This window comes from Nocardia sp. NPDC047648 (assembly GCF_040642815.1).
Taxonomy (GTDB): Bacteria; Actinomycetota; Actinomycetes; order Mycobacteriales; family Mycobacteriaceae; genus Nocardia; species Nocardia gamkensis.
Genome location: NZ_JBEYSX010000013.1, coordinates 112,391 through 139,168, shown reverse-complemented (window position 1 = coordinate 139,168; position 26,778 = coordinate 112,391). Strand labels below are relative to the sequence as shown.

Genomic DNA, 26,778 nt, shown 5'->3' with positions numbered 1-26,778 from the left:
GCATGAAGCAGCGTTACGTGCTCGCCATCGATCAGGGCACCACCTCCACGCGGTGCATCCTGTTCGACCAGCGTGCCCGGCTCGTCGGTGTCGCCCAGCGCCCGCACCGGCAGCACTACCCGCGGCCGGGATGGGCCGAGCAGGACGCCGTGGAGATCTGGCGCAACGTCGAGCGGATCGTGCCGCAGGCCCTGCGCGATTCCGGAGTGGCCGCCGATCAGATCGTCGCGCTGGGCATAGCCAACCAGCGCGAGACCACCGTGGTGTGGGACCGCCGCACCGGCACGCCGGTCGGTCGCGCCATCGTCTGGCAGGACGTGCGGACCGAAGAACTGGTCCGGGAACTGGAGGGCAAGCCGGGCGCCGACCGGATCCGCGAACTGTGCGGTCTGCCACCGGCGAGCTATTTCGCCGCGCCGCGACTGCGCTGGATGCTGGACACGATGCCCGGTCTGCGCGAGCGCGCCGAGCGGGGCGAGGTGCTGTTCGGCACCATGGAGACCTGGCTGATCTGGAATCTCACCGGCGGTCCGGACGGCGGCCTGCACCGCACCGACGTCACCAACGCAGGCCGTACCCTCCTGATGAACATCGGCACCCTCGCCTGGGACGACGAACTGCTGGAGTTCTTCGGCATCCCGGCGGGGATGCTGCCGCGCATCCAGCCGTCGACCGCGTCCTACGGCACTACGCGCCGGGTGGTGCCCGGCATCCCGATCGCCGCCGCGCTCGGTGACCAGCACGCCGCGTTGTTCGGCCAGACCTGTTTCGCGCGTGGGGAAACCAAGTGCACCTACGGAACGGGCGGATTCCTCATGATGAACACCGGGCGTGAGCTGGTGCGTTCCGGGCACGGCCTGCTCACCACGATCGGCTACCAGATCGGCCCGGAGCCGGTCTACGCGCTGGAAGGTCCGATCGCGGTCACCGGTTCGCTCGTGCAGTGGGTGCGCGACAACATCGGGCTCGTCACGAGTGCGCCGGAGATCGAAACCCTCGCGCGCACCGTCGAAGACAACGGCGGCTGCTACGTCGTGCCCGCGTTCTCCGGGCTCTACGCACCGCATTGGCGCAGCGACGCCCGCGGTCTCATCGCCGGACTGACCTCTTACATCACCAAGGGCCACATCGCCCGCGCCGTGCTGGAGGCCACCGCGTGGCAGACCCGCGACGTGGTGGAGGCGATGAACGCCGATTCGGGCCTGCGCGCCGAGGCGCTGCGCGTGGACGGCGGCATGACCTCCAACAACCTGCTCATGCAGATCGTGGCCGACGTCCTCGACGTTCCGGTGTCGCGTCCGTTCGTCGCCGAGACGGTCTCGCTCGGCGCCGCGTACGCCGCGGGCCTGGCCGTCGGTTACTGGCCGGACCTGGAAGGACTGCGGAACAACCGGCGCCTTGCCGCGCAATGGGTTCCATCGATGGACCCCGAGCTGCGAGCGGAGGAGTACGACAACTGGAAGCGCGCCGTGGAGCTGACCTTCGGCTGGGTCCGGTCGGCGAAGCGGGCGCGGCGGTGAGTCCCGGTCGCGGTCGCGTGCCGCCGGGACGAGCGTGTCGGGATGGTGGGTTAGCGTCGGAAGCATGCGGCTTCACGTGGGATGTGCGATGTGGACGCACGCGGCTTGGCAGGAAAGGCAGCTCGCGCCGGGGGAGCGGCTGCGCTGGTACGCCACGTGGTGCAATGCGGTCGAAGGCAATACGACCTTCTACGCGACGCCGTCGCGGCGAACGGTGGAATCGTGGGCGAGCCAATGCGATCCCGTGTTCCGGTTCGTCCTCAAGCTGCCCAAGCCGATCACCCATGAACGCAGGCTGACCGGCGTCGAGGAGGATCTGCGCTCGTTCCTCGCCGCGATGGAGCCGCTCGGGGAACGCATTCACGCCCTGTGGGTGCAGCTGCCCGGCTCGTTCGGCCCCACCGATCTCGGTGCGCTGGCCGGATTCCTGCGGCAATTGCCGCGCACATACCGGGCCGCCGTCGAGGTCCGGCATCCCGCGTTCTTCGCCGACGAGCAGGCGGCGCGCAGGCTGGAATACGTCTTGTCCAGGGTGGGCGCCGAATGGGTTCCGTTCGACACCACCGTGCTCTTCGACGGTCCGCCCACCAGTGCGGCGGAACAGGAGGCGGCGTCGAAGAAGCCGCGGGTGCGGCGCAGGATGCGCGCCCTGACCGAGTACCCGATCGTGCGCTACCACGGTCGCGACGATGTCGAGCGCACCGTCGGCGGCTGGCAGCCGTGGGTCGGCACGGTCGCCGAGTGGCTGCGCGAAGGCCGGTCGCCGACGGTGTTCGTGCACACCCCCGACAATGCGGGCTCGCTGGAGCTGGCCCGCCGCTTCCACGACGAGGTCCGCGCCCGGCTGCCGCAGCTCGACCCGTTGCCGCAGCCGTCGCCTGCCGAGCCGATGACCCTCTTCTGACGAAAAGAACGGTCCCGCGGGCAACTCCCGCGGGACCGTCCGGATCAACTCAGGACTGCAAACCGACCTCGATCTCGAGGGTGAGCGTGATCTTGTCGCCGATCACCGCGCCGCCGTCGGGCAGGGGCATGTCGATGGTGATGCCGAAGTCGCGGCGGTTGATCACGGTCTTGGCCTCGAAGCCCGCGACCGGCCCGTGGCCCATGCCGGGGTTGACGCCGAGGAACTCCACGTCCAGCGTGACCGGCTTGGTGACGCCGCGGATGGTGAACTCGCCGTCCACGATGAAGTCCTCGCCGTTCACCCGGAAACCGGTGGATTCGAAGGTGGCCACCGGAAACTCCTCGGCCTGGAAGAAGTCCGCGGTGCGCAGGTGCGCGTCGCGCTGTTCGTTGTCGGTGGTGACCGAGTCGACCCGGATCTCGGCCGTGGCCGAGGCGCTGCCGTCCTCGCCGATGACCAGCTTGCCGGAGAAGTCGGTGAAGCGGCCGCGTACCTTGCTGACCATCAGGTGGCGTACCGAGAAGCCCAGGGTGGAGTGGGCCGGGTCGATGGCCCAGGTGCCCGCGGTGAGAGCGTTGGTGGTTCCGGTCGACATGGTGTTCTCCTTGATGATTGAGAATTGAACTAGTTGGGTGTGGGTCGGGCTCGGTCGGTGGGAATGGGTCAGTGGGTGCCGAGTAGCTGCGCGAACGGTACCGGGTCGTCGTACGGATCGGCGGCCCGCTCGCGCGGTGTGCCGGTCAGCAGCGCGGCGAATTCCGCTGCGGCACGGTCGATCCGGGTGCTCAATCCGCCCGCCGCCGCGGACGCCCAGTCCTCCGAGGCCGCGTAGACAGCGGTGGGCGCGACCGCCGCGCGCAGGTAGCTGAACATCGGCCGCAGGGCGTGCTCCAGCGCCAGCGAATGGCGCGCCGAGCCGCCGGTCGCCCCGAGCAGCACCGGCATCCCGGCCAGCGCGTCCGGTTCCAGGACGTCGAAGAACGTCTTGAACAGGCCGCTGTAGGACGCGTTGAAGATCGGCGTGACGGCGATCAAGCCGTCGGCGCCGGTCACCGTGTCGATCGTCGCGCGCAGCCCGCCGGGCGCGAACCCGGTCAGCAGGTTGTCGGCCAGCTCGCGGGCGTGCTCGCGTACTTCGACCACGTCGAATGCCACGTCCGCGCCCGAGGCGGTCAGCGCCGCGCCGGTGGCGGCGGCGAGCCGATCGGCGAGCAGCCGGGTCGAGGACGGCTGCGACAGGCCCGCGGCGACGACGGCGATGCGGGTCATCGGGTCGCCTCCAGTGCGGTGTCGCGGGCGGCGACCAGGCTCGCGTGCGTGGGCGCGTCGGGCACGTGCGCCGGGCGCAGAGCCGCGAATTCCTTGCGCAGCACCGGAACCACTTCCTCGCCGAGCAGGTCCAGTTGCTCCAGGACGGTTTTCAGCGGAAGGCCCGCGTGATCCATCAAGAACAGCTGGCGCTGGTAGTCGCCGAACGCCGCGCGGAAGGTGAGCGTCTTGTCGATGACCTCCTGCGGGCTACCCACCGTGAGCGGGGTCTGCTCGGTGAACTCCTCCAGCGACGGGCCGTGCCCGTACACCGGCGCGTTGTCGAAGTAGGGCCGGAACTCGCGCACCGCGTCCTGGGAGTTCTTGCGCATGAACACCTGTCCGCCCAGGCCGACGATCGCCTGGTCGGCGGAGCCGTGGCCGTAGTGCTCGTAGCGCTGCCGGTACAGCGCGATCAGCCGCTGGAAGTGCTCTTTCGGCCAGAAGATGTTGTTGGCGAAGAATCCGTCGCCGTAGTAGGCCGCCTGCTCGGCGATCTCGGGGCTACGGATCGAGCCGTGCCAGACGAACGGCGGTACGTCGTCCAGCGGGCGCGGCGTCGAGGTGAACGATTGCAGCGGCGTGCGGAACTTGCCCTCCCAGTCGACCACGTCTTCGCGCCAGAGCCGGTGCAGCAGGTGATAGTTCTCGATCGCCAGCGGGATGCCGTCGCGGATGTCCTTGCCGAACCAGGGGTAGACCGGCCCGGTGTTGCCGCGTCCGAGCATCAGGTCCACCCGCCCCTCGGCGAGGTGTTGCAGCATGGCGAAGTCCTCGGCGATCTTCACCGGGTCGTTCGTGGTGATCAGCGTCGTGGCGGTGGAGAGCTGGAGCCGCTCGGTCCGCGCCGCGATGTAGCCGAGCATGGTGGTCGGCGACGACGGCACGAACGGCCGGTTGTGGTGCTCGCCGGTGGCGAACACGTCCAGCCCGACCTCTTCGGCCTTGCGCGCGATCGTCACCATGGCCGTTATGCGCTCGTGCTCACTGGGCGTCCGGCCGGTCGTGGGGTCGGTCGTCACATCACCGACCGTGAAAATTCCGAACTGCACGACGCCTCCTTCGTTCTCAGTCTGTCTCAATTTGGTGGATATGGCAACCAAAGGAACGGAGTCGGGTACGCGGGTATTCCCGCTCCGGCGATGTGGCGTCGGTTACGCCAGGTATTCCGTCAGCCAGGTGCGGGTGAGTTCGCGGATGACCAGCGCGCCGGTGTCGAGTTCGGTGGTGCCGAACGCGTGATCGAGGAAGGGGAGTTCGACGTAGCGGTGCGGCACGCGCGCGGTCTCCAGGGCCGCGGCGTAGGCGGCGGTGTGCTCGGCGAGCACCAGGTGATCGTTGGCGCCCTGGATCAGCAGGGTGGGCGGGGAGTCGCCGGTGACCTGCGCGGCGGCGCCGGTCGCGGTATAGCGGTCGGGGTATTGCTCGGGCGTTCCGCCGAGGTACTGCCGGGCCGCGTCGACGCCGAGCGCGGTCTCGGTGCCCGACGCGGCGAGGTCGACCGCCGGGTACAGCGCCACCGCCGCGCGCACCTTCGGCAGTTCGTCGGCGCTGCCGCAGCTGGGCCGCAGGACACCCGCGTTGATCTTGTTCGCGACGTTGACGGCCAGATTGCCGCCTGCCGATTCGCCGAACGTGGCGACCCGCCGCATGTCCCAGTCGTACCGCCGCGCGTTCGCGGCGGCCCAGCTCAGCGCGCAGGCGACGTCGGCGTCCGCGGTGTTCCAGCGGTGGTTGCCCTCGTCGGAGAGGCGGTAGTCCACATCGAGGACGGCGTATCCGTTCTCGGCCAGCCAGGTCGTGTAGGCGTCGGTGCCACGGCTGCCCGTGACGAAGGCGCCGCCGTGAATGCTCACCACCAGCGGCGCCGGTCGCGGCCCCGGAGCGGGGAGGTACAGGTCCGCCTGGATCGGCTGTCCGTCGACGGTCGCATAGGTGACGGTCTCGTCGGGCGCGCCGCCCACGGTGCTGAACGGCACGGCCGGGGCGAACGGGATCCAGACGCCCGCCGCGTCACGCGCCACGAACACCAGCGTCGCGCTGGTCACGACGGACAGCGCCAAGCCGACGGCGGCCACGCCGGTCACCGTGCCCGCGAGTCGCCGTCCGCGCTCGCCCCCGCGAAACACCGTCAGCGCGAGCGCGGTCGCGACCACCGCCAACACCATGTTCCACGAGCCGAGCGCGTCGCGGACGGCGCCGAGCAAGAGCACGGCCGACTGCGCGACCGCGTTGCCGAGCAACGGCATCACCCAGGAAACCGGCAGGATCGCGATCAGTTGCGCGAGCGCGAGATACGCGGCGAGCGCTCCGGCGAGCGTGAGCAGGCCGATGCGGACCAGGCGACGCGGGGACGCGGACTTTCCGGGCGTGGTCACGTCCGCTCCTCGCTCGTCGGTCATCAAGGTCTCCGGTTCCGGGTCGGGGTTCGCCGGCTCCAACATAGGTCGGTCTTCGTGGCCGCCGGTTTCCGGTGGTGGCGTGCCGGGACGGATTCGGGTAGCCGACTACGCGCGACTTCCGGTGGCCGGTCCGCAGAATCTGTCCCCACAGGGTTTCGACCACCGGTTCTCGAAGGGATGTGCATGGCTGGTTATCAGGATTGGTTGGCGCCTGCTCCGAATCCGGAGCCGCCCTTGGACAGTCGCCGTCGCGCCGAGGCGGAGCGGATGGCATGCGATCCGGCACCCGCTCGGGCGCTACCGTGCCGGCCGCGGCCGCACGCGAGCTCCAGTCGGTCCAGTGCCGGGATACGCAGCGCGGTGCGGCGAAGCCATGCCTCCACCGCGCCGGGCGAGGACGAGTCACGTTCGGCGGCACGCCGATTCGCCGAGTCGGCGGTGCGAGTCGTCCTCGAGGTGCTCGACCGCAGGAGAACCGTGCCGCAACTGGCCGTCGTCGCCGACGCCACGGTCGTCGCCGCGGTGCGTACGTTGATCGGCGCCGGTCTCGTGCCCGGCCGCGACCTGGGCGTCGCGGTGCCGATGCGGGTGAACGTGGTCCTGGTGGACGCCAAGACCGCCGAGGTCTTCGCCACCTACGGCCGGGGCAGGCGTCATTTCGCCTTGGCGGCGCGCATCGCGCGGACCCGCTCGGCGGGCTGGCGGCTGACGGCGCTGCGCATCCGATGACGCGCTCGGCGGTTCAGGACTCGCGACCTCGGTCGCCGTGCCGCCGCCGCGCGGACCGTCGGCACCGGCGCTATCCAGCCGATGCCCTCCGGCGGCAGGTCCTGGGCAGGCGAGGTGCTGACGGGCGTCCGCGACTCCGGAGGCTCCGCCGAGGTCCGTCGCGAACGCCCGAACGCGGCGGTCGAGTGTCGCCGCCGTCGGCCTCCAGATCGGGTGTGGGTCGGGCTATGCGGGCACGACGTCCCGGCTGGGCCGGATCGCGATCACCTCGGGTCTCGGCGGAGGCCGGATGGAGCGGCACCGGCGCTCAGCCGAGCTGAATGGATCGGCGTGCCATGCCGAACCAGTAACCGTCGATGACGGTGCGCAGCGTGCCCAAATCCTCCTCGCCCGCGCCGAGTGCGACGAACAGCGGCGCGAAGTGGTCGGCGCGTGGATGGGCCAGGCGAGCCGCGGGCGCGGTGTGCTCGAAGTCGAGCAGTGCGTCCAGGTCGCGGGTGGCCAGCGTCTCGCGGCCCCACGCGTCGAATTCGGCCGTGAAGGAGGGCACGTGCTCGTCGTCGGCGGTCAGCGCGCGCAAATTGTGCGTGAAGAATCCGCTGCCGACGATCAGGACGCCTTCGTCGCGCAGCGGCGCCAACTTCCGGCCGACGCGCAAGAGGACCTGGGGGGCCAGCGTCGGCATGGACAGCTGCAACACCGGGATGTCGGCGTCCGGATACATCTCCTTCAACGGCACGTAGGCGCCGTGATCGAGCCCGCGATCCGGCACGTCCGCGACGGCGGCGCCCGGTCCGCGCAACAGATTTCGCACCTTGCCGGCCAGTTCGGGCGCGCCCGGCGCGGCATAACGCACCTGGTAGTACCGCTCCGGAAAGCCCCAGAAGTCGTAGACCAGCGGCACCGTCCGGGTGGCGCCCAGCGCGATCGGCGCGGCCTCCCAGTGCGCGGAGACGATCAGGACGGCGCGGGGCCGGGGCAACGCGCGCGACCACGCCGCCAGTTCGGCGGGCCACCTCTCGTGGTCGGCCAGCGGCGGAGCGCCATGCGAGAGATACAGCACCGGCATTCTTTCGTCGGCCACGGTCATAGTGCTCCTCCCGGCTCGGTCGCCCAGGTAGTTCAAATTCGAACTCAACTGTAGCTTGTTGTTCAAATTTGAACAATAGGGTTAGGGTGGAGCCGTGCAGACCACGTGGCTGAACGTCCGCGAGATGGCGGTGTGGCAGAACTTCCTGGCGGCCGGCGCGCTGGTGGGTCGCGAGGTGGAACGGCAGCTCAAGCGGGAAGGGCTGTCGCATACCCAGTACGAGGTGCTCGTGCGGCTCGCCGACGCGCCGGAGGGCCGCCTGCGGATGACCGAACTCGCCGAGGCGCTCTACACCTCCAAAAGCGGTCTGACCTATCAGGTGACGCAGTTGGAGAAAGCCGGGTTGCTGGTGCGCGAGGCCTGTCCGACCGACGTGCGCGGGGTTATCGCTGTACTCACCGCCGCGGGCCGGGAAAGGCTGGCGCAGGTCGCGCCGGGCCATGTCGCGACCGTCCGCCGCGTCCTCGTCGACGTGCTCACCGACGCGCAACAGGGCGCTGTCGCGGACAGTCTGGGCGAGGTCGCGCGGCGGCTCGCTCCCTGACTCAGGCCAGCGACGCCAGCCAGTCGTGCATCCACGACAGCGCGGTCGCTCCGCCTCCGACGGGGTAGCTGCCGTAGGCGGTGTGCGCTTCGGAGCGGTAGAACTCGTCCAGCAGCCGAGCCCGTTCCTGGTTGGCCGACTCCGAGAGCTGGCTCTGCAAAAGGGGGATTCCGCCGTTGGACATCAGGTCGCCGACGATGGCGCCCATTTCCATCTGGTAGCGCCACAGGTAGGCCGGGTCGGGGTGCGAGGTCTGGGCCAGGAAGCCCGCGAAGCGGGTCACGAAATCGTCCGACGCCGTGGTGCAGTACAGATCGCCGATCGCGCAGATGGTGCGGGTCTGCGGGGTGAGGAGACCGAACCCGCCGATGCGCGGACCGCCCGCGCCCGCGCCGCCGACCGGTGGACCGACGAGCGCGTCGGCGGGGGAGCGGCGGGGATCGGAGATGAGCCCCACCGCGGCGATCCGATGCGGCGGCACGACGCCGAGTCCGGTGCCGATCTCGGCGGCGAGATCACCGGCGGCGTCCGCGCCCTGGCTGTAGCCGAGCAGCGCGATCCTGGTCGCGCCGCACTCCCGGCCCATCGCCGCGATCATGCCGCGCGCGTTGTCGACGGCCTCGCGTTTGGAGGCGCCGTATACCTCGCTCTCCCAAGGGAAGGCGGTCGCCGCGTAACTCACGTAGTCCACCCACGCCGAGGACGGCAGGCCGCGGGTGACTCCGGCCAGCATCCCCGGCCCGGGGCGCTCGCCGTCCGCGGTGGTCTCCCATGTTCCCGGGATCGCCACCACGTACAGACTCGGGCAATCCGGTGCGGCGACGGCGGGCCCGCTGCCCGGTCCCACACACGACAGCGCCATCACCGCGAAACCGATGGCCGCCGAGATCAACTTCGATCGCATGGCGTTTGCTCCTGGTAGTACAGGCGCCGCAGGCGCTCCCCGGCAGGAATCGGCCTCCGTGGGCGCCGCGGGCGCCGTGCGGTGGTCGGACCCGGCCCCGTCGAAGGCTGCATTGAGACTCGGTGGTCTCAAAGTGCAGCCAGGATAGCGACAGTGTGGGAGAGTGCACAATCGGAGTCTGAAGTGACGCGTATCACAGTCGATTCGGAACCGTCGGCGCTCGCCGATTGCTAGTGCCCCTGTGCGAGAAGAACTGTCATGGCCTCCGCCCATCGATCGATGGTTGCCGCGGCGGCGCGCTCGGAAGTGCGCAGCGGCCGGGACATCGCGGTGCCGCGCAGGATCGCGATGGTGAGCTCGCGGACGGCCGGGTAGCGCGGATGGGCGACCAGGTCCGGACCGAACAGTGCGTCCACCACGCGCCGCAAGTCGCGCCCGGCTTTTCGTTCGGCCGCGCGCAACGCCTCGGCAAGCGCCGGATCGGTCCGCGCGGCCGCCCACACCTCGAATTCGGCTTGCGCCGCCGGCCGTGCCATCGACTCGTACAGGGCGGTCAAGGCGCGGCGTAGCGGATCGGTCCCCGCGCCGAGCCCGGCCGCGACCTCTCGCACCGCCGCCTCGTTGCGTGCGACCAGGTGTCCGACCAGTGCGCCGATCAACGCGCCGAGGGTCGGGAAGTGATGCAGCAGCGCCCCGCGGCTCACGTTCGCGGCCCGCTGCACGGACAACGTGGACAGCGCCCGGTAGCCCTGCTCGGCAAGCAGGTCGGCGGCGGCGTCGAGGATGCGCACACGGGTCGCCCGCTTCTGTTCCTCGCGTCGTCCGGCCATACCAGCTCCTCCCGTCGCCGCGACATTTTCACAGTCAATGTTGACTGTCAAATGGTGGGTGCGCCAGACTGCGGAGACCGGTTCGCACCAGCGTCGAAGGGAAAGCGATGACCGACAGTGACAGCCAGGCCGACAGCGGGGCGGGCGCGTGGTATCGCAATTGGACCGAGACACCGGACACCCCGTGGGCCGGACGCCCCGACCCGGACGACGCCCGCGAGTACCGGACGCTGACCTACGAGCGGGACGGCCGCGTCGCCCGCATCACCTTCGACCGGCCGGAGAAAGGCAACGCGATCACGCCCGATACGCCGCACGATCTGGCGCACGCGGTCGAACGCGCGGATCTGGACCCGCGGGTGCACGTGATCCTGGTGTCCGGGCGCGGCAAGGGATTCTGCGGCGGCTATGACCTGAGCATGTTCGCCGAGCAGAGTTTCGCGGTGGCGGGCGGGCCCGATGAGGTGGCGGGAACGGTCGTCGATCCGGTGGTGCAGGGCCGCAATCACGATCCGGCGCGGACCTGGGATCCGATGATCGACTACGCGATGATGAGCCGGTTCAACCGCGGTTTCGCCAGCCTGATGCAGGCGAACAAGCCGACCGTGGCGAAGCTGCACGGCTTCGCCGTCGCGGGCGGCAGCGACATCGCGCTGTTCGCCGACCAGATCATCTGCGCCGACGACACGAAGATCGGCTACCCGCCGACCCGGGTCTGGGGTGTCCCGGCGGCGGGCATGTGGGCGCATCGCCTCGGTGACCAGCGCGCCAAGCGCCTGCTGTTCACCGGCGACTGCCTCACCGGGAAGCAGGCGGTGGAATGGGGCCTGGCCATCGAATCCTGGCCCGCCGCCGAACTCGACGCGCGCACCGAGGAATTCGTCGCCCGGATCGCGCGCATGCCGGTCAACCAGCTGATGATGGCCAAGCTGGCGCTCAACTCGGCGCTGTACGCACAGGGGGTGGCCAATTCCGGCATGATCAGCACCGTCTTCGACGGCATCTCCCGGCACACCAGCGAGGGATACGCCTTCCAGACGCGGGCCGCCACAACCGGTTTCCGCGAGGCGGTCCGGGAACGCGACGAGCCGTTCGGCGATCACAAACGGCATCGGGCGCAGGAGTGAACCCCCGCTGACGGATCGTCAGCGGGCGGGCGGGACGTTTCCGGTCGCGTCTTCCTCGATGCTGCTGTAGCCGAGCCGCACATCGTGCGCGACTTCGCCGCCGCTCACCGTGACCTGGCTGGCCACCGGCGGATAGCCGCGCGCGACGATCGTGTAGTCGCCTTCGGCGAGATCCGTGACGACATAGCGCCCGTTCTCGTCGGTGCGCGTCGTCGCGGTCGGCACGCCGGCGGCGTCGAGCACGCTGATCTGCACGTCCGGGACCGCCCGGCCGCCGTCCGCCCACGCCGACCCGGCCAGCACCGCCATCGGCGTGAGTTCGATGTCGTGGTGTAGCAGCCCGCTGTCCGGCACGGTCAGCGCGGTCGCGCTGGGTCGCATGTGTTCGGCGACCGCGACCAGGGTGTACGTGCCCGGCACCACGCCGTGGCACAGGTAAGCGCCGTCGGCCGCCGCGGTGGCCGAGCCGACCACCTCGCCGTCGAGGTCGGTCAGCGTGATGGTCGCGCCGGGCAGCGGCTCGCCTTGCCTGCCGGACCGGACCACACCGGACAGCTCGCCGGAGCCGAGCAGGGTGATGTCGAGTTGCTGCGGACGGTCGCCGACGGTGACGTTCACCGCGGCGGGCTGATGCCCGGCGGCCGAGACGATCAGCACGTAACCGCCCGCGTCGGGCGCGCCGAGGAGGTAGCTGCCGTCGGCGCCGCCGCCCGTGCGCGCTGCCTGCCGCCCGTGCTGATCGATCAGCGTGAGCGCTGCCGCGGGCACCGGACGGCCGTCCTCGCGATGGACATAGCCGCTGAGCGAACGGCCTTCGTGCTCCGCGCCGTCGAAGCTGGCCCGAGGTTCGCGCCGGTGTGCGCCGTTGCTCGCGGGATCGCCCGCGCCGTAGCCGCCCCCGGCCGCGGCGAGCACCGGTTCCGGCTCCGACAGCGCCTGCGCGGTGCCTTCCCAGACCTGATCCGCGTCCCAGTGCGACTCGGCGGCTTCCGGCTCCTCGACCGGCGTCTGCGCGACGGGCGCCGGAGCGTCCTGCAGCGGAATCTCTTTCATGAACATCAGCACCACGCAGGCCAGCAGCGCGACCCCGGCCGCCGTGTAGAACACGCCGTGCATGGAGTCGGTGAAGCCGGTGAGGATCGGCACCTTCAGCGCGTCGGGCAGCGCCGCGATGCCGCTGGTGTTGGACTGCATGCCGCTGAGCTGGTCGGCGCCGAACCCGGGCGGCAGCGCGCCGCCGAACGCGTCGATGATCCGGTTCGGCAGCAGGTTGAACAGGATGGTCAGGAACACCGCTACGCCGAGCGTGCCGCCCATCTGCCGGAAGAACGTGGCCGAGGCGGTGGAAACACCCATGTCCTTACGCGGTCCGGCGTTCTGCGCCGCGATGATCAGCGTCTGCATGCAACAGCCGAGCCCGAGCCCGATCACCGCGCCGATCGCCAGCGGCTGCCACAGCGGGCTGTCGTAGTGCACCTGCGCGTACAGGGCCGCGCCGACCGCGACGATGAATGTGCCCGTCACCGGCAGGATCTTGTAGCGTCCCGTCTGCTTGGTGATCCGCCCCGCCGCCTGCGATCCGACGGTGATGCCGAGCACCAGCGGCAACATGAGCAGGCCCGCCTTCGTCGGCGAGTAGCCGCGCACGACCTGGAAGTACTGCGGAACCATGGTGATCGCGCCGAACATCGCCACACCGACGATGAATCCCCCGGCGATGGTGACGCTGAAGGTCGAGTTCCGGAACAGCCGCAAGGGGATCAGCGCCGAGTCCTTCATCAGGAACTCCACCAGGACGAACAGCGCCAGCCCCGCCGCCCCGATGCCGTAGCAGAGCAGCGACTTCTCCGACGACCATCCCCAGTGGCGTCCCTGTTCGGCGACGATCAGCAGCGGCACCACGCCGATCGTCAGCGTCAGCGCGCCGAACCAGTCGATCCGGTGGTGCTGGCGCTGGTGCGGCACGTTGAGCACCTTGGCCACCACCAGCAGGGCGAGCAGGCCGACCGGGACGTTCACCAGGAACACCCACCGCCAGCCGTCGATGCCGCCGAGTTCTTCGTAGTCGGAGAAGAAGCCGCCGAGCACCGGGCCGAGCACCGTCGCGGTGCCGAAGACCATCATGAAATAGCCCTGATAGCGCACCCGTTCCCGCACCGGGACGATATCGCCGATGATGGTGAACGCCAGCGACATCAGTCCGCCCGCGCCCAGGCCCTGGAACGCGCGGAACGCGGCGAGCTGGTACATCGAGTCGGCGAAGGTGCACGCCACCGAGCCGATGACGAACAGTCCGATCGCCGTGAGATAGAACGGTTTACGGCCGTAGATGTCGGCCAGTTTGCCGTATAGCGGCGTGGTGATCGTCGCGGTGATCAGGTAGGCGGTGGTCGCCCACGCCTGCTCGTCGAAACCGTGCAGGTCGTTGGCGATCTTGACGATCGCGACGCTGACGATGTTCTGGTCGAGCGCGGCCAGGAACATGCCGAGTAACAGCCCGGACAGGATGGTCAGGATCTGCCGGTGCGACAGTGACGTGTCCGCGCCTGCGTCCGGGTTCCGCGGAGCCCGGATGGTGGAATTCGTCATGAATGAGCCCTATTTCGGATCGGCGTGGTGTCGGGGAGTTGTGGTCTCTATTCCTGCGGTGAGCCGGTCGAGCAGTGCGGTCAAGGTGTCCCGGTCGGTCGCGGGCCAGTCGGCCAGGATGTCGGCCAGCCACCGGTTGCGCAGCGCGCGGTTCTCCTCGAAGACGCGAACGCCCTCCGCGGTGGCCGCCAGCACGCACGCGCGGCCGTCGACCGGGTCGGCCCGGCGCTCCACCAGGCCGTGCGCCACGAGTGATCTGCTCTGTCTGCTGATGGTCGATGCCTCGGTGTGCAGCAATTCGGCGAGCCTGCCCGCGCGCTGTGGTCCCTCGTGCACCAGGCAGAAGAGCACGGAGTAGGCGAGTCGTTCCAGGCCGTCCGGACCGGGCCGAGCGGGCAGCCACTTCGCCCGGTTGACCGCGCGCATGAACCGGACCAGTCGCTGACCGAGTTCGTCGGCGGCCGCGAGTTCGGCCGCCGTGACCCGGCGCTCGCGAGCGGTTGCGGACATGACACCACCTCGATGTTCCCCACCAGCAGATTTGATTAGCAACCACAACTAGTTGCTTTGAGCAACTATACATCCCCTGGGTTGCCAGAGGTCTGCGCGGTGGGCCACCAGCGAGTCGCGTTGCTACCGTCGATGGCGTGTCCGAGCCGCTTGTTCGCTTCCGCGCAGCCCTGCCGTCCGATTGCCGATGGGAGCCGGTCGGCGGCGGGGAGTCCGGCGCCCGGGTTTTCCGGTCCGCCGACGGGTCCCGCTACGCCAAGTGCGTCGCTCCCGGCGAGGTCGCCGACCTCGCGCTGGAGCGGGACAAGATCATCTGGCTCGACGGCCACGATATACCCGGCCCTCGGGTACTGGACTGGCGGCCCGATGGCGACGGCGCCTGCTTGGTCACCAGCGCCGTGCCCGGTGTGCCCGCGAACGTCGTCTCCGCGCAAGATCTCGCCCTCGCATGGGATTCCATCGCGGACACGGTGCGGCGCCTGCACGATCTACCCACCGCGGAGTGCCCGTTCGACCGTGGCCTGGCGCGGATGTTCGCGATCGCCCAGGACGTGGTGGTCCGGGGTGCGGTGCACACCGAGTTCCTTCCCGAGGAGCAGCAGGACACTCCGCCCACGGTCCTGCTCACCAGGCTGGCCACCCGGTTGGAGCCCAGGATGACGCAGGAGTCCGCCGAAGCGGTGGTCTGCCACGGCGATCTGTGCCTGCCGAACATCATCCTCGATCCGGAAACGCACACCGTCGCCGGATTCGTCGACCTCGGCCGCCTCGGCATCGCCGATCCGTACGCCGATATCGCTCTGCTACTGGCCGATGCTCGGGAGTCATGGCAGGACGAGCGGCGCGCCGGAAACGCCGACCGCGCCTTCGCCGATCGCTACGGCATCGATCTGGATGCCGAGCGGCAGCGGTTCTTCCTCCATCTGGATCCGCTCACCTGGGGGTAGTCCGAGTCATGTCGCGGGCTGAAGCAGCACCGCGGTGCCGTAGGCCGCCACCTCGCTCATGGTGCCCGCGATCTCGTTGCAGTCGAAGCGCATGGCGATGACCGCGTTCGCACCGAACGACATCGCGTGCTGGCACATCCGCATGATCGCCTCGTGCCGGGACTGGTAGAGCAGCTGGGTGTACTCGGGGATCTCCCCGCCGCCCAGCGAACGGAAACCGGCGCTGAAATTCGACCCGAAGCTCCGGCTGCGCACGGTGAGTCCGGCGACCTCGCCGAACACTCGGACGATCTCCTGGCCGGGCACGTCGTTCATGGTGGAGACCAGGATCGGGAACTGCGGTCCGGGTGGCGGGGGCGGGGGATACGGCTGGGGTGGCTGCTGGTGCGCGGGATACTGCGGGTACGGCTGCGGCGGCTGGTTCATGCGCGGGATGCTACGGGCGGCGGCGATTCCGTTGCGGCCGAGGTATGCCCGCCGATCCGGAACCACACCGACCGCCCGGTCCTGATCAGCCGGTATCTCGCGTTCCGGGGACCGCCGCGCCGCGATTCGGGCTTTTCTGTTGAGCATTCGACCGACAGAATCCGAAAAGATATGCAATGTTGTTATTGCGCAACGGCATTGAGAGGGAACCCACGGTGGCCGAGTAGGCACCGGTAAAAGGGGGTGCGGCGAGATCATGTCGTCGAACACGTCCGAGCCCGGCGGCCGACGCGCCCGCCGAGGCCAGGTCCGGACCGGACGCGTGCCCACGTGGCCGGGAATGATCGCCGGACAGGAGCCGCCGCCCCGCGGCGACCGGCATCGGGCGTCCCGCGCTCGGCGCGGCCCACGCCGCGCTTGGCTGGTCGGCGGCGTCGGGCTGGCCGCATCGCTCGCCGCCGCCGCGCTGGTCCTGGTGTACACGGACGCGGCCTCCGCGCCACGGCAATCGGCCACGGTGGCGGACCCGGTGCTCGGCGGTGGCCCAGGCTGCGAGCCGACCCGGGGCGGACAGTTGGTGCGCGGCAACGGCACCGGCTCGACCGCGTCGGGGCCGGAGGTGATCCTGGCGTTTCAGCACGCCTACTACGTGACTCGCTCGGGAGCGGTCGCGCGATCGCTGACGGTGCCGGACGCCGCGGTGCCGCCGGTCGCCGTGATCGACGCGGGCATCGCCTCCGTGCCCACGGGAACGCAGCACTGCGTCATGATCACCCCCATGCTCGACGGACGCTACGACGTGGTCATCACCGAGTTGCGCCCCGACTCCGCCAATCGCACCTATCGCCAATTCGTCACCGTGGCCACCACCGACGGCAAGGCGACCATCATCAAGATCGCCGCGCCGAACTGAATTCGGCCGATCTTCCGTTGTGCCGTTCGCGCAGGTGGGCTTTCGCTACGATGCCACTGCCGGGGCGGTCGATCGGCGAAACGCATGGCATCCGCGGTCGATTCCAGGGGAGGTCGTCGATGGTGTTCGCCCGGTGGTGTGTGCTTGCCGGTACGGCTTTTTCGATGCTGCTGGCGCTGCCGGCCGCACCGTCGGCGGCGGACCCGGAACTTCCGGTGGTGGTGGCGCCGCCCGAGCAGGACCCTTTCTATCGGCCTCCGGCCGAGCTGGTCACGTCGAAGCGGCCCGGCGAGATCCTCGCCGCGCGGCCGGTCACCATCGCCAATCAGCTCGACGGGGCGCTGGACGCCGAGGCCTGGCAGATCTCCTACCGGTCCGGCAACAGCGCCGATCAGCCCATCGCCGCCGTCGCGACCTTGCTGAAACCCGCCGCGGGGAACGGCAAATTGGTGTCCCTGCACGCCGCCGAGGATTCCACCGGACTGTTCTGCGCGCCGTCCTACACGGTGCGCCGGTCGGCGCAGGCCGGTCTGCTGGACGGGCAGATCGACCCGTTGCGCAGCGCTCCGGCGTTGCTGGCGCAGGGATGGACGGTCGTGGTGCCGGACCATCAAGGCCCGAATTCGGCGTTCGCCCACGGCCCGCTGGCCGCGCGGATCGCCTTGGACGGCATCCGCGCCGCGGAGGGTTTCGGTCCGCTGCACCTGCCGGGAGCGGCCACCGAGGTGGCGATGTGGGGATACTCCGGAGGGTCGATCCCCACGCTGCACGGCGCGGAACTGCGCAGCGCCTACGCGCCGGAGGTGAATCTCGTCGGCGTCGTCTCCGGCGGTACCGATGTCGATCTCGAAGTTCTGTCCCGCGAGGCGAACAAGGGGCCCGGCGCCGGTCTGGTCGCGGCCGCCATCATCGGTCTCGCGCGCGAGGAACCGGAACTGGACGCCTACCTGTGGGCGAACGCCACACCGCGCGGACGGCAGCTACTGACCGCGAAGGACCGCGGTTGCGTGCTGTACCAAGCCGCGCTGGAACCATTCCTCGACATCGACAGCCTGGTGCGAGGCGGCATACTGCACACACCGGTGCTGCGCGCAGTCTTCGATCGGACCAGGATGGGCAAGTCGGTCCCCGACACACCGGTCTTCCTCTACCACGCGACCGCCGACTGGCTCGTCCCCATCGGCCCCGCCGACGCGCTCGCCTCCATCTACTGCCGCGATCCCGCCGCCCGAGTCACCTACATCCGCGACCATGCGAGCGAACACCTCACCCTCAACACACTCGCCGAGAATCGCGTGATCGCTTGGCTGCGCGACCGGTTCGCGGGAGTGCCGGTGCGGGACAACTGCACCGTCACCGATATGGGCTCCATCGCGCTCGGGCGATGAAGGCCGCCGTACCGCCCTACTCGAGCCCGGCGACCTTCCGGCAGCGCCAGTCCAGGTAGTTGATCAGCGTCCAGAAGTCCTTGAACGCCGGGTTCGTGGTCTGGCCGTGGTGATAGCGGTAGTAGATCTGCTGGGCGATGACGGCCAGGCGGAACAGTCCGAAGACCTCGTAGAACGGCCAGTTCTCGGCCGAGCGGCCGGTGCGCGCGCAATAGTGCTCGACGATCTGCGCGCGGGTCAGCATGCCCGGCAGGTGACTCGGCTGGCGGCGGGAAGCGCGCATGACCTCGTCGTCGTCCGCCTGCACCCAGTAGGCCAGCGCCCCGCCGAGATCCATCAGTGGGTCGCCCAGGGTCGCCATCTCCCAGTCCAGCACGCCGACGATCGCGCCGGAGCCCGCAGGGTCCAGCACCAGATTGTCGAGCCGGAAGTCGTTGTGGATGACGGTGGTGGCGACGTCCGCGGGCTGGTTGGCGTCGAGCCAGGCCATCACCGCGGCGAAATCGCTGACATTGTCGGTGCGGGCGTCCACGAAACGACGCGACCAGCCCGCGACCTGGCGGGCGACATAACCGGCGCCTTTGCCGATTCCGGTGAGACCGGCCGCGACCGGGTCCACTTCGTGCAGCTCGATGAGGCAGTCGAAAGCCGTAGTGGACAACCGTCGCGCCTGGTCCGCTGACAGGCTGGTGCCTGCGGGGAGATCGCCGCGCAGGATGGTGCCCGCCACGCGCTCCATCACGTAGAACTCGCTGCCGATCACTTCCGGATCGGCGCAGCGAGCCACCATCCGTGGTACGTAGCGGTAGTGCGGGCGCAACCGCTGCTGCACCAGGAATTCGCGGCCCATATCGTGCGCCGAAGCCGCCTTGGTGCCGCCGGGCGGGCGGCGCAGGATCAAGTCGCGATCCGGGTACCGCAGCAGATACGTCAGATTGGACGCGCCTCCGGAGAATTGGCGCACCTCGGGCGGCTCGCTCAGACCGGGCACCTGCTCGGCGAGCCAGGCGTGCATCGCGGCGACGTCGAAGGCGTCCTCCGCGCGGACGGCGGCGGCGTCCGCGGCGTTCACCGGTCGGTTCCGTATTTGCGCAGCTCCTGCCGGGCGATCACGCCGAGGTGCACCTCGTCGGGACCATCGGCGAAGCGCAGCGAACGAATGCCCGCGAAGGCGCGCGCCAGCGGGAAATCGTCGGAAAGTCCTGCGCCGCCGTGCAACTGCATCGCCATATCCAGCACCTCTTGGGTCATCCGCGGCACGACCGCCTTGATCTGGGAGACCTCGCTGCGCGCGCCTGCCAGTCCCTTGGTGTCCAGCAGCCAGGCGGTGTGCAGGACGAGCAACCGCGCCTGGTCGATCGCGACGCGCGCGTTGGCGATCCGCTCCCGGTTCCCGCCGAGGTTGGCCAGCGGCTTTCCGAACGCCGTGCGCGACAGGGCGCGACGGCAGGCCAGTTCGAGCGCGCGCTCGGCCAGGCCGATGGCGCGCATGCAGTGGTGGATGCGGCCGGGGCCGAGGCGGCCCTGGGCGATCTCGAAACCGCGCCCCGGCCCGGCGATCACGGCGTCCAGCGGAAGGCGCACGTCGGTGAAGGTGACCTCGCCGTGCCCGAAGGGCTCGTCCAGGTAGCCGAAGGTGCTGAGCATCCGTTCGACCCGCACGCCGGGCGTGTCCAGCGGGACCAGCACCATGGAGTGCCGCTGATACGGGTGCGCCTCCGGGTCGGTCAGGCCCATGAAGATGACGAACGCGCAGTTCGGATGGCCGATGCCGGTGCTCCACCACTTGCGGCCGTTGAGCACGATCTCCTCGCCGTCCACCACGGCGGTCGCGGCCATGTTGGTCGCGTCCGAGGAGGCGACCTCGGGTTCGGTCATGCAGAACGCCGAGCGGATCGTGCCGTCCAGCAGCGGCCGCAACCACTGCTCCCGCTGCTCGGCGCTGCCGTAGTGCAGCAGGACCTCGGCATTACCGGTATCGGGCGCGTTGCAGTTGAACACCTCCGACGCCCAGCCGGAGGCCCCCATCACCTCGGCCATCGGCGCGTACTCGACGTTGCTCAGACCCGCCCCGAGGTCCGGATCGGGAAGGAAGAGGTTCCACAGACCCGCCGCCCGCGCCTTCTGCTTCAGCTCTTCGACCACCGGCGGCACCGCCCAGGGCGATTCTCGCAGGGCGGCCGCGTGCTCTTCGTCGCGCGGCTCGATCTCGTCGCGCACGAACTGCCGCACCTGGTCGGTGAGGCGGACGGCTCGGTCGGAATGCGTGAAATCCATACCCATCCTCGTGGCTCGCTGAGCATTGCTCAACTTCCGGTCGAGTCCATTGGTAGCATATTGTTGAGCATTGCTCAATAGAGGAGGGCCGATGACCGAGGTTGCCGTGCAGGCGAGCGGCCGCCGCTCGGCGGACGACCGGCGCAGACAACTGATCGGCATCGGTCTGGGCATGCTGATCGATCGCCCCTGGCACCAGATCACCATCGACGCGGTCGCGCAGCAGGCGGGCATCTCACGCGGGCTGCTCTTCCACTATTTCCCGACCAAGCAGGACTACTACGCGCAGCTCGTGCACGCCGCCTCGCAACGATTCCTGCGCGGTACCGGCCCCGACCCGGACGCCGCCGACCCGCTCGCGTCGATGATCGCCAATTTCGTCGGCTACATGCGCAGGCGCAGTGGACCGCTGGTGGGACTGCTTCGCGCCGCCGGGCAGGATCCGGTGCTCGAGTCGATCATGGAGCGGATGCACGACGAGCTGACCGAGCGGGTGTTCGCCGCGCTCGGCAGGCCCGCGCGCTCGACCGCCGAGCGCCTGGTGGTGCGATCGTGGTGGGCCATGGCCGAGGACCTCACGGTGCAGTGGTTGTCGCGCGACGACGTGGACCAGGACCGGCTGGACCGGCTGCTGTACGACACGTTGACCCGGGTGCTCGACTCGGTGGACGCCGAAAGCTGAGTGGTTCGCCCGCCCCGGGAATTGCCCTGCGAAACTCATCCGCGATTCGGGTGGCGTGCACCGAAATATTCATGGCCCGGGGGCCGGTGCGGAGAGTGGCCGGCCCGGTGCCGCCGAGGGGCGAATCTCGGCAGCACCGGCGTATCCGAACGCGCTGCGGGAGCGCACGCGCCGCCGCGAAGGGAAAGCGCGCCACTCCAGCATAGAGCGATCAATGGTCTGGTGCGCGGTGGCGAAGAAGTGCCTGCGACCCGCCGGAAATCACCTCGTGCCGCGTGTGTCGGCCGCGGCACGCCGAATAGTTGGGTGAGATGGCAAATGAACAGTTTCGCCAGTAGCGGTGGATCGACTATGAATGAGACGTGCCGTTGCCATACGTGATCACTTGTCTGCCATCGATTCTCCCGTGCGGGGAGCGCTGATGGTCATCGAACATCCCATCGAGGACGAGGTCACACAGCTGGCGAGGCGGGTCGAGAAGGCCCGTGGACGGCTCGCCTACCAGTTCGATCCGGCGCTGACCGAGGCGCTGTCGGAGGACGAACTGTATGCCGAACGTGAGCTCGCCGAACGGATTCGCACCCAGGAGCGCGGACAGCGCTGGAAAGAGGCGCAGGCTGCCGCCGCGGCCTCCGACCGCGCCAGGCAGACCACCGAAGCGATCGAGAAGGCCGACATGCGAGACCTCCTGCTCGCCCGCAAGGCGATTGCCGCGCAACGACGCGAATCCAGCCCGCACGCGAAGCTGGCCTCGCTCTACCGGCATCGGTCCTGGTCGCTGCGCGCGCTGGCCGGTGTCGTCGCGGCGGGCATGCTGTGGTCGGCGGTCAACGTCCAGCACAACATCGCTCCCGGTGGCGCGACCGATCCGCTGTACTGGTTCAGCTACCTGCTCGAAGGCATGATCAGCGTCTGCTTGATCATCATCATGATCGGCACCAACAAGGTCGCCGAATGGGGCGTGGTGGACAACCGCCGCCAGGTCGCGACCGCCGAAATGGCCCTGCTGGCCTTGACCGTCAGCCTCAACACCTACCCCTACCTGCGCGCGGGCGCCTGGTACGACGCGGCCGTGCACGCCATCGCGCCGGTGATGATCGGTGTCGCGCTGCTCATCCACGACGCGGCCAGCGCCCGCTACGGCCTCGCCATCGCCAGGGCCACCGAGCAGGTCCGCGACCTGCCCGACCCGGCCGAGCAGATCCGGCTCACGCTGCCCCGATACCGGATGCCGGTGGCTCCGGAAGCTCCGGGCATCCCGCACGAGCACGTGATCCCCGAACCGCAGCCCGTCGTGGTGGCGCCTCCGGTGGAGGTCGTCGAGCCGGAGGCGGTGGAGGCCGTCGAAACCAACGGCGCGCGGGTGGAATTCGAAGAGCAGCCCGAGGTCGGGGTGCAGGTCGAGAAGAAGCGGCCGCCGGTCGAGACGCCGCGCAAGCCGGTGCTGCCCGAATCCATCGAAGACCTCGACGCGATGGAAGTCTTCCAGACGCGTCCCACGAAGCCGGTGAAGGTCGAGGCCACCGACGTCACGATCGCCGCCAACGGCCACGCGCCCGCCAACGGCAAGAAGCTCGTCGTGAGCGAGCCTGTCGCGCCCGCACCGGTTCCGGCGGCCGAGTCCGAGGACCGGCCGGCCGCGCGGGTGCCCGTCGAGGAGTCCACCGCGGCGAAGGTGGTCGTCCGGCAGCCGTCTGCGGCCAAGCCGAACACCACGGTCTCCGAGGCGGAGGTCCCGACGGCCGAACTCCCGGCGGTCACCCGACGTCCGCAGGCCGAGGTGAAGAGCGACGGTCCGGCGCCCGAGCCCAAGAACGGCAAGGACACTCCCAAGCCCGACGCCGCGCAGCCGCCGACGGCCCGGACCCCGGATATCTACGACACCGGTTCATTCCGCGTCGCCGACATCCTGGAGCAGGAACTCGCCGAGTTGCAGGCCGAACGCCGTCGCGCTCGCGCAGCGAGCAGGCAGCGTTCCGCCTCGACAGCGGGCCGCGAGTCCTAGCGAGACCCGTCTTCGACGATGCCCGCCCGCGCCCTACGCGCGGGCGGGCATCGGCGTCTTCTGGGCACCGCTCGGGATCGGGTCGCCGCTGCCGTCAGAAGGCCGCGCACGGCGTCGGCGGACCGTGGCTCGACTGCTGAGAGCGGATCTGCCGAGGGCAGCGAGGGAGCGGTTCGACGCCGCGTGTGCGGCACCGTGGAGCCATGGCTCACGATGACAAGACCCCGATGTTCAGCTGGCGGGCGCGCGAACAACTGCTCAGCCGCCGCATAGTCGTGCTAGACGGCGCGCTCGACGACGACAACGGGACGCTGCTGATGACCCAGTTGCTCACACTCGCCGCCGAGGACCCGGACGCAGGCATCTCGCTGTGGATCCATTCGCCGGGCGGATCGGTTCCCTCGATGCTCGCCATCCGCGACGTGATGCGGCTGGTGCCGTGTGAGGTCTCCACGCTTGCGCTCGGATTGGCTTGCAGCGCGGGACAGTTCCTGCTGTCGTCGGGGAGCAAGGGCAGGCGTTTCGCCCTGCCGCACGCGCGGGTGCTGATGCACCAGGGATCGGCGGGCATCGGCGGCACCGCCGTCGACGTCGAGGTCCAGGCCGACGATCTGCGCTACACCGTCGACACGGTGCTCGGCATCATCGCCGAGGACACCGGCCAGCCGTTCGACCGGATCTACGAGGATTCACTGCACGACCGCTGGTTCACCGCCACGCAAGCCAAGGAATACGGCTTCATCGACCACATCGTCGACTCGTTCGGGCAGATCGTCCCGCAACGCCAGCGAATCGGGATCTCGGCATGAGTACGTACACCATTCCCAATGTGATCGCGCAGCATCCACGCGGCGGCGAGCGGATCACCGACATCTACTCCCACCTGCTCGCCGAGCGCATCGTCTACCTCGGTACGCCCATCGACTCGGGCGTGGCCAACGCGCTCATCGCGCAGCTTCTGCACCTGGAATCGGAGAGCCCCGAGCAGGAGATCAATCTCTACATCAACTGCGAGGGCGGGGATCTGCCCTCCATGCTCGCGGTGTACGACACCATGCAGCACATCCAGTCACCTGTGCAGACCACCTGCGTCGGTCAGGCGATCGCGGTCGGTGCGGTGTTGCTGGCGGGCGGCGAGCCCGGCCGCCGCGCGATGCTCCCGCACGCCAGGGCGGTCCTGCATCAACCCGCCGCGCGGGGGCAGGGAACGATCCCCGATCTGATCCTGCAGGCCGACGAGCTGGTGCGCATGCGGGCGGAGATCGAGTCGATCCTGTCGCGCCACACCGGGCAGACGGTGGAGCGGCTCCGGCGCGACACCGACCGCGACCGGGTCTTCACCGCCTCGGCCGCGGTCGAATACGGCCTCGTCGATCAGGTCCTTGGGCGGCGGGACTAGGCCGCCAGGGCCATGAGCGTGGGCCCGGCGCCGGAACGCGGCGCCGACCGCTGCAAGAAGGCGAACCGGCGCCGGGCGCGGAGTTCGTCCGCCACCTGGCCGGTGAGCTCACCCAGCGTGGTGCCGAGAGATCCGGCCAGGGCGGCGATCATCTCGCTGGACGGCTCCTTGCGGCCCCGCTCCACCTCGGACAGGTACTGCGGGGAAATGCCTGCCCGCCGGGCGGTTTCGGTCAGTGTCTCGCTGCGGTCCTGCCGCAGGGTGCGCAACTGTTCGCCGAGCACCTCGCGCCACAGGGGTTCCGGCGGCGTCGGCGGGACCTGCGGCCGGTCGTCGCGTCCACCGGGAATCGAGTGAAGTCTCGGGTGCTCGCTCATGAGCCGAGCGTACGGTCCCGGAGCGTGGGTCTGCCCGGCATTACGCTCTGGGCGGACGGCTGCGGCGATATGGGCGGATTCGGCGTGGTCGCCGCCGTAATCCGAGCGGAGGCGAGCATGATGGGAAACCATGCCCGAGAATTCGAAGGTCTCCGATCTCAAGCCGCGCAGCCGCGACGTCACCGACGGCCTGGAGAAGACCGCCGCCCGAGGAATGTTGCGCGCGGTCGGCATGGGCGACGAGGACTGGGAGAAGCCGCAGATCGGTGTGGCCTCCTCGTGGAACGAGATCACTCCCTGCAATCTGTCCCTGGACCGGCTCGCCCGAGGCTGTAAGGACGGCGTCTTCTCCGGTGGCGGCTTTCCCATGCAGTTCGGCACCATCTCGGTCTCCGACGGCATCTCCATGGGTCATGAGGGAATGCATTTCTCCTTGGTTTCGCGGGAGGTGATCGCCGACAGCGTCGAGACGGTGATGCAGGCCGAGCGGCTCGACGGTTCGGTGCTGCTGGCCGGTTGCGACAAATCGCTGCCCGGGATGCTGATGGCCGCGGCCCGGCTGAACCTGTCGAGCGTGTTCCTGTACGCGGGGTCGATTCTGCCCGGCATCGCCAAGCTCTCCGACGGCAGCGAGCGCGAGGTGACGATCATCGACGCGTTCGAAGCGGTCGGCGCCTGCGCCCGCGGGCTGATGAGCCGCGAGGACGTGGCCGCCATCGAACGGGCGATCTGTCCCGGCGAGGGCGCCTGCGGTGGCATGTACACCGCCAACACCATGGCCAGCGCGGCCGAAGCGCTGGGCATGTCGCTGCCCGGCAGCGCGGCGCCGCCCGCGACCGATCGTCGTCGCGACGGTTACGCCCGGCGCAGCGGCGAGGCCGTGGTCGAGTTGATCCGGCAGGGCATCACTCCCTCCGACATCCTCACCAAACCCGCCTTCGAGAACGCGATCGCGGTCGTCATGGCGTTCGGCGGCTCCACCAACGCGGTGCTGCACCTGCTGGCCATCGCGCACGAGGCGAACGTCGATCTGTCGCTGGACGATTTCGCGCGCGTCGGCCGCCGCGTGCCGCACCTCGCCGACGTCAAACCCTTCGGTAAGCACGTGATGACCGATGTGGACCGGATCGGCGGCGTGCCGGTCATGATGAAGGCTTTGCTCGATGCCGGTTTGCTGCACGGCGACTGCCTGACCGTGACCGGAAAGACGGTGGCGGAGAACCTGGCCGACATCACTCCGCCGGATCCCGACGGCAAGGTGATCCGGGCGATGGCGTCGCCGATCCATCCGACCGGTGGCATCACCATCCTGTCCGGTTCGCTCGCGCCGGATGGCGCCGTCGTCAAGTCGGCGGGCTTCGACTCCGACGTATTCACCGGCACGGCCCGGGTTTTCGACCGGGAACGAGCGGCGATGGACGCGCTCGAGGACGGCACGATCGCGGCGGGTGACGTGGTCGTCATCCGGTACGAGGGCCCGAAAGGCGGTCCCGGGATGCGTGAGATGCTGGCCATCACCGCGGCGATCAAAGGCGCGGGACTGGGCAAGGACGTCCTGCTGCTCACCGATGGACGCTTCTCCGGCGGCACCACCGGCCTGTGTGTCGGGCACGTCGCACCGGAAGCCGTGGACGGCGGCCCGATCGCCTTCGTGCGCCACGGCGACCAGATCCGCCTCGACGTCGCCGCGGGCACCCTCGACCTGCTGGTCGACGCCGAAGAACTCGCCCGCCGTCGCGAAGGCTGGAAACCCCTGCCGCCCCGCTACACCCGCGGTGTCCTGGCCAAATACACGAAGCTGGTGGGCTCGGCCTCGATCGGGGCCGTCTGCGACTGACGGTCCGCCCGAACGACCGTCCGGCCGATCGCCGTCGTCTTTCGCGACTGATACCCGGGCCTACGAC

The 26,778-nt window shown here is 69.5% G+C and carries 26 protein-coding genes; 13 read left to right on the top strand and 13 right to left on the bottom strand.

The features are described 5' to 3' along the window. The first annotated feature begins 2 nt into the window (after positions 1-2). Together glpK and ABZ803_RS25625 are read left to right on the top strand one after the other, a co-directional pair. Positions 3-1,520, top strand: coding sequence for a glycerol kinase GlpK (gene glpK / locus ABZ803_RS25630; protein ID WP_357042968.1), 1,518 nt, complete (start codon positions 3-5; stop codon positions 1,518-1,520). A 64-nt stretch (positions 1,521-1,584) separates the two neighbouring features. Continuing rightward, positions 1,585-2,424, top strand: a complete 840-nt coding sequence (locus ABZ803_RS25625) for a DUF72 domain-containing protein (RefSeq protein ID WP_357042966.1) — start codon at positions 1,585-1,587, stop codon at positions 2,422-2,424. Between the two features lie 49 nt (positions 2,425-2,473). Here the strand turns inward: ABZ803_RS25625 and ABZ803_RS25620 are convergent, their stop codons facing one another. The 4 genes from ABZ803_RS25620 to ABZ803_RS25605 all read right to left on the bottom strand — a co-directional run bounded on the left by ABZ803_RS25620 (position 2,474) and on the right by ABZ803_RS25605 (position 6,137). Beyond that, positions 2,474-3,022: a YceI family protein gene (locus ABZ803_RS25620; RefSeq protein ID WP_357042964.1), complete on the bottom strand. Its 549-nt coding sequence runs from the start codon at positions 3,020-3,022 to the stop codon at positions 2,474-2,476. A 68-nt stretch (positions 3,023-3,090) separates the two neighbouring features. After that, positions 3,091-3,696, bottom strand: a complete 606-nt coding sequence (locus ABZ803_RS25615) for an FMN reductase (protein WP_357042962.1) — start codon at positions 3,694-3,696, stop codon at positions 3,091-3,093. Further along, complete coding sequence (locus ABZ803_RS25610; RefSeq protein ID WP_357042960.1) at positions 3,693-4,787, bottom strand: LLM class flavin-dependent oxidoreductase; 1,095 nt, start codon at positions 4,785-4,787, stop codon at positions 3,693-3,695. The genes ABZ803_RS25615 and ABZ803_RS25610 overlap by 4 nt, the downstream gene beginning before the upstream one ends. 102 nt (positions 4,788-4,889) lie before the next feature. After that, a complete protein-coding gene (locus ABZ803_RS25605; protein ID WP_357042958.1) occupies positions 4,890-6,137 on the bottom strand; it encodes an alpha/beta hydrolase in 1,248 nt (415 codons plus the stop codon). A 360-nt stretch (positions 6,138-6,497) separates the two neighbouring features. Here ABZ803_RS25605 and ABZ803_RS25600 point away from each other — a divergent pair, with 360 nt between their 5' ends. Beyond that, complete coding sequence (locus ABZ803_RS25600) at positions 6,498-6,866, top strand: Rv3235 family protein (protein WP_357042956.1); 369 nt, start codon at positions 6,498-6,500, stop codon at positions 6,864-6,866. Positions 6,867-7,173: 307 nt separating this feature from the next. Here the strand turns inward: ABZ803_RS25600 and ABZ803_RS25595 are convergent, their stop codons facing one another. Continuing rightward, positions 7,174-7,956: a class III extradiol ring-cleavage dioxygenase gene (locus tag ABZ803_RS25595; RefSeq protein ID WP_357042954.1), complete on the bottom strand. Its 783-nt coding sequence runs from the start codon at positions 7,954-7,956 to the stop codon at positions 7,174-7,176. A 94-nt stretch (positions 7,957-8,050) separates the two neighbouring features. Between ABZ803_RS25595 and ABZ803_RS25590 the strand changes: the two genes are divergently transcribed. Further along, entirely contained in the window at positions 8,051-8,500 is a 450-nt protein-coding gene (locus ABZ803_RS25590) for a MarR family transcriptional regulator (protein WP_357042952.1), read from the top strand. 1 nt (position 8,501) lies between these two features. Here the strand turns inward: ABZ803_RS25590 and ABZ803_RS25585 are convergent, their stop codons facing one another. Both ABZ803_RS25585 and ABZ803_RS25580 read right to left on the bottom strand, forming a co-directional pair. Further along, positions 8,502-9,404, bottom strand: a complete 903-nt coding sequence (locus tag ABZ803_RS25585; RefSeq protein ID WP_357042950.1) for a cutinase family protein — start codon at positions 9,402-9,404, stop codon at positions 8,502-8,504. Between the two features lie 230 nt (positions 9,405-9,634). After that, a complete protein-coding gene (locus ABZ803_RS25580) occupies positions 9,635-10,234 on the bottom strand; it encodes a helix-turn-helix domain-containing protein (RefSeq protein WP_357042948.1) in 600 nt (199 codons plus the stop codon). 107 nt (positions 10,235-10,341) lie between these two features. On the opposite strand from ABZ803_RS25580, the gene ABZ803_RS25575 reads away from it, so the two are divergent. Then, complete coding sequence (locus ABZ803_RS25575) at positions 10,342-11,361, top strand: crotonase/enoyl-CoA hydratase family protein (protein ID WP_062971586.1); 1,020 nt, start codon at positions 10,342-10,344, stop codon at positions 11,359-11,361. Positions 11,362-11,379: 18 nt separating this feature from the next. Here ABZ803_RS25575 and ABZ803_RS25570 read toward each other — a convergent pair whose 3' ends face one another. Together ABZ803_RS25570 and ABZ803_RS25565 are read right to left on the bottom strand one after the other, a co-directional pair. Continuing rightward, positions 11,380-13,950 carry an MFS transporter gene (locus ABZ803_RS25570; RefSeq protein WP_357042946.1) on the bottom strand — a complete coding sequence of 857 codons (2,571 nt, stop codon included), beginning with the start codon at positions 13,948-13,950 and terminating at the stop codon, positions 11,380-11,382. 9 nt (positions 13,951-13,959) lie between these two features. Beyond that, complete coding sequence (locus tag ABZ803_RS25565; RefSeq protein WP_040865258.1) at positions 13,960-14,460, bottom strand: MarR family winged helix-turn-helix transcriptional regulator; 501 nt, start codon at positions 14,458-14,460, stop codon at positions 13,960-13,962. 137 nt (positions 14,461-14,597) lie between these two features. On the opposite strand from ABZ803_RS25565, the gene ABZ803_RS25560 reads away from it, so the two are divergent. Next, entirely contained in the window at positions 14,598-15,407 is an 810-nt protein-coding gene (locus tag ABZ803_RS25560) for an APH(3'') family aminoglycoside O-phosphotransferase (protein ID WP_357042944.1), read from the top strand. 6 nt (positions 15,408-15,413) lie between these two features. Here the strand turns inward: ABZ803_RS25560 and ABZ803_RS25555 are convergent, their stop codons facing one another. Beyond that, positions 15,414-15,737 (bottom strand): YbjQ family protein, encoded by a 324-nt coding sequence (locus ABZ803_RS25555; protein WP_217999093.1) that lies wholly within the window; start codon positions 15,735-15,737, stop codon positions 15,414-15,416. 436 nt (positions 15,738-16,173) lie between these two features. Here ABZ803_RS25555 and ABZ803_RS25550 point away from each other — a divergent pair, with 436 nt between their 5' ends. Both ABZ803_RS25550 and ABZ803_RS25545 read left to right on the top strand, forming a co-directional pair. After that, positions 16,174-16,746: a hypothetical protein gene (locus ABZ803_RS25550; protein ID WP_357042942.1), complete on the top strand. Its 573-nt coding sequence runs from the start codon at positions 16,174-16,176 to the stop codon at positions 16,744-16,746. Between the two features lie 164 nt (positions 16,747-16,910). Then, positions 16,911-18,134 carry a lipase family protein gene (locus ABZ803_RS25545; protein WP_357042940.1) on the top strand — a complete coding sequence of 408 codons (1,224 nt, stop codon included), beginning with the start codon at positions 16,911-16,913 and terminating at the stop codon, positions 18,132-18,134. 16 nt (positions 18,135-18,150) lie between these two features. On the opposite strand, the gene ABZ803_RS25540 is transcribed toward ABZ803_RS25545, so the two are convergent. Continuing rightward, positions 18,151-19,206 carry a phosphotransferase family protein gene (locus ABZ803_RS25540; RefSeq protein ID WP_357042938.1) on the bottom strand — a complete coding sequence of 352 codons (1,056 nt, stop codon included), beginning with the start codon at positions 19,204-19,206 and terminating at the stop codon, positions 18,151-18,153. Continuing rightward, a complete protein-coding gene (locus ABZ803_RS25535) occupies positions 19,203-20,411 on the bottom strand; it encodes an acyl-CoA dehydrogenase family protein (protein WP_357042936.1) in 1,209 nt (402 codons plus the stop codon). Before ABZ803_RS25535 ends, ABZ803_RS25540 begins: the two co-directional genes overlap by 4 nt. Before the next feature lie 91 nt (positions 20,412-20,502). Between ABZ803_RS25535 and ABZ803_RS25530 the strand changes: the two genes are divergently transcribed. The 4 genes from ABZ803_RS25530 to ABZ803_RS25515 all read left to right on the top strand — a co-directional run bounded on the left by ABZ803_RS25530 (position 20,503) and on the right by ABZ803_RS25515 (position 24,497). Next, positions 20,503-21,093 (top strand): TetR/AcrR family transcriptional regulator, encoded by a 591-nt coding sequence (locus ABZ803_RS25530; RefSeq protein ID WP_357042934.1) that lies wholly within the window; start codon positions 20,503-20,505, stop codon positions 21,091-21,093. A gap of 421 nt (positions 21,094-21,514) precedes the next feature. Continuing rightward, positions 21,515-23,098 carry a hypothetical protein gene (locus ABZ803_RS25525; protein ID WP_357042932.1) on the top strand — a complete coding sequence of 528 codons (1,584 nt, stop codon included), beginning with the start codon at positions 21,515-21,517 and terminating at the stop codon, positions 23,096-23,098. Positions 23,099-23,301: 203 nt separating this feature from the next. Next, positions 23,302-23,907, top strand: a complete 606-nt coding sequence (locus ABZ803_RS25520; protein WP_040865262.1) for an ATP-dependent Clp protease proteolytic subunit — start codon at positions 23,302-23,304, stop codon at positions 23,905-23,907. Beyond that, positions 23,904-24,497, top strand: coding sequence for an ATP-dependent Clp protease proteolytic subunit (locus tag ABZ803_RS25515; protein ID WP_040865263.1), 594 nt, complete (start codon positions 23,904-23,906; stop codon positions 24,495-24,497). The genes ABZ803_RS25520 and ABZ803_RS25515 overlap by 4 nt, the downstream gene beginning before the upstream one ends. Here ABZ803_RS25515 and ABZ803_RS25510 read toward each other — a convergent pair. After that, positions 24,494-24,874, bottom strand: coding sequence for a helix-turn-helix transcriptional regulator (locus ABZ803_RS25510; RefSeq protein ID WP_357042930.1), 381 nt, complete (start codon positions 24,872-24,874; stop codon positions 24,494-24,496). The genes ABZ803_RS25515 and ABZ803_RS25510 overlap by 4 nt on opposite strands. Positions 24,875-25,004: 130 nt before the next feature. On the opposite strand from ABZ803_RS25510, the gene ilvD reads away from it, so the two are divergent. After that, the gene (ilvD, locus tag ABZ803_RS25505; protein ID WP_357042928.1) at positions 25,005-26,711 is read left to right on the top strand and encodes a dihydroxy-acid dehydratase; all 1,707 of its coding nucleotides are present in this window, start codon (positions 25,005-25,007) and stop codon (positions 26,709-26,711) included. Positions 26,712-26,778: the final 67 nt, after the last annotated feature.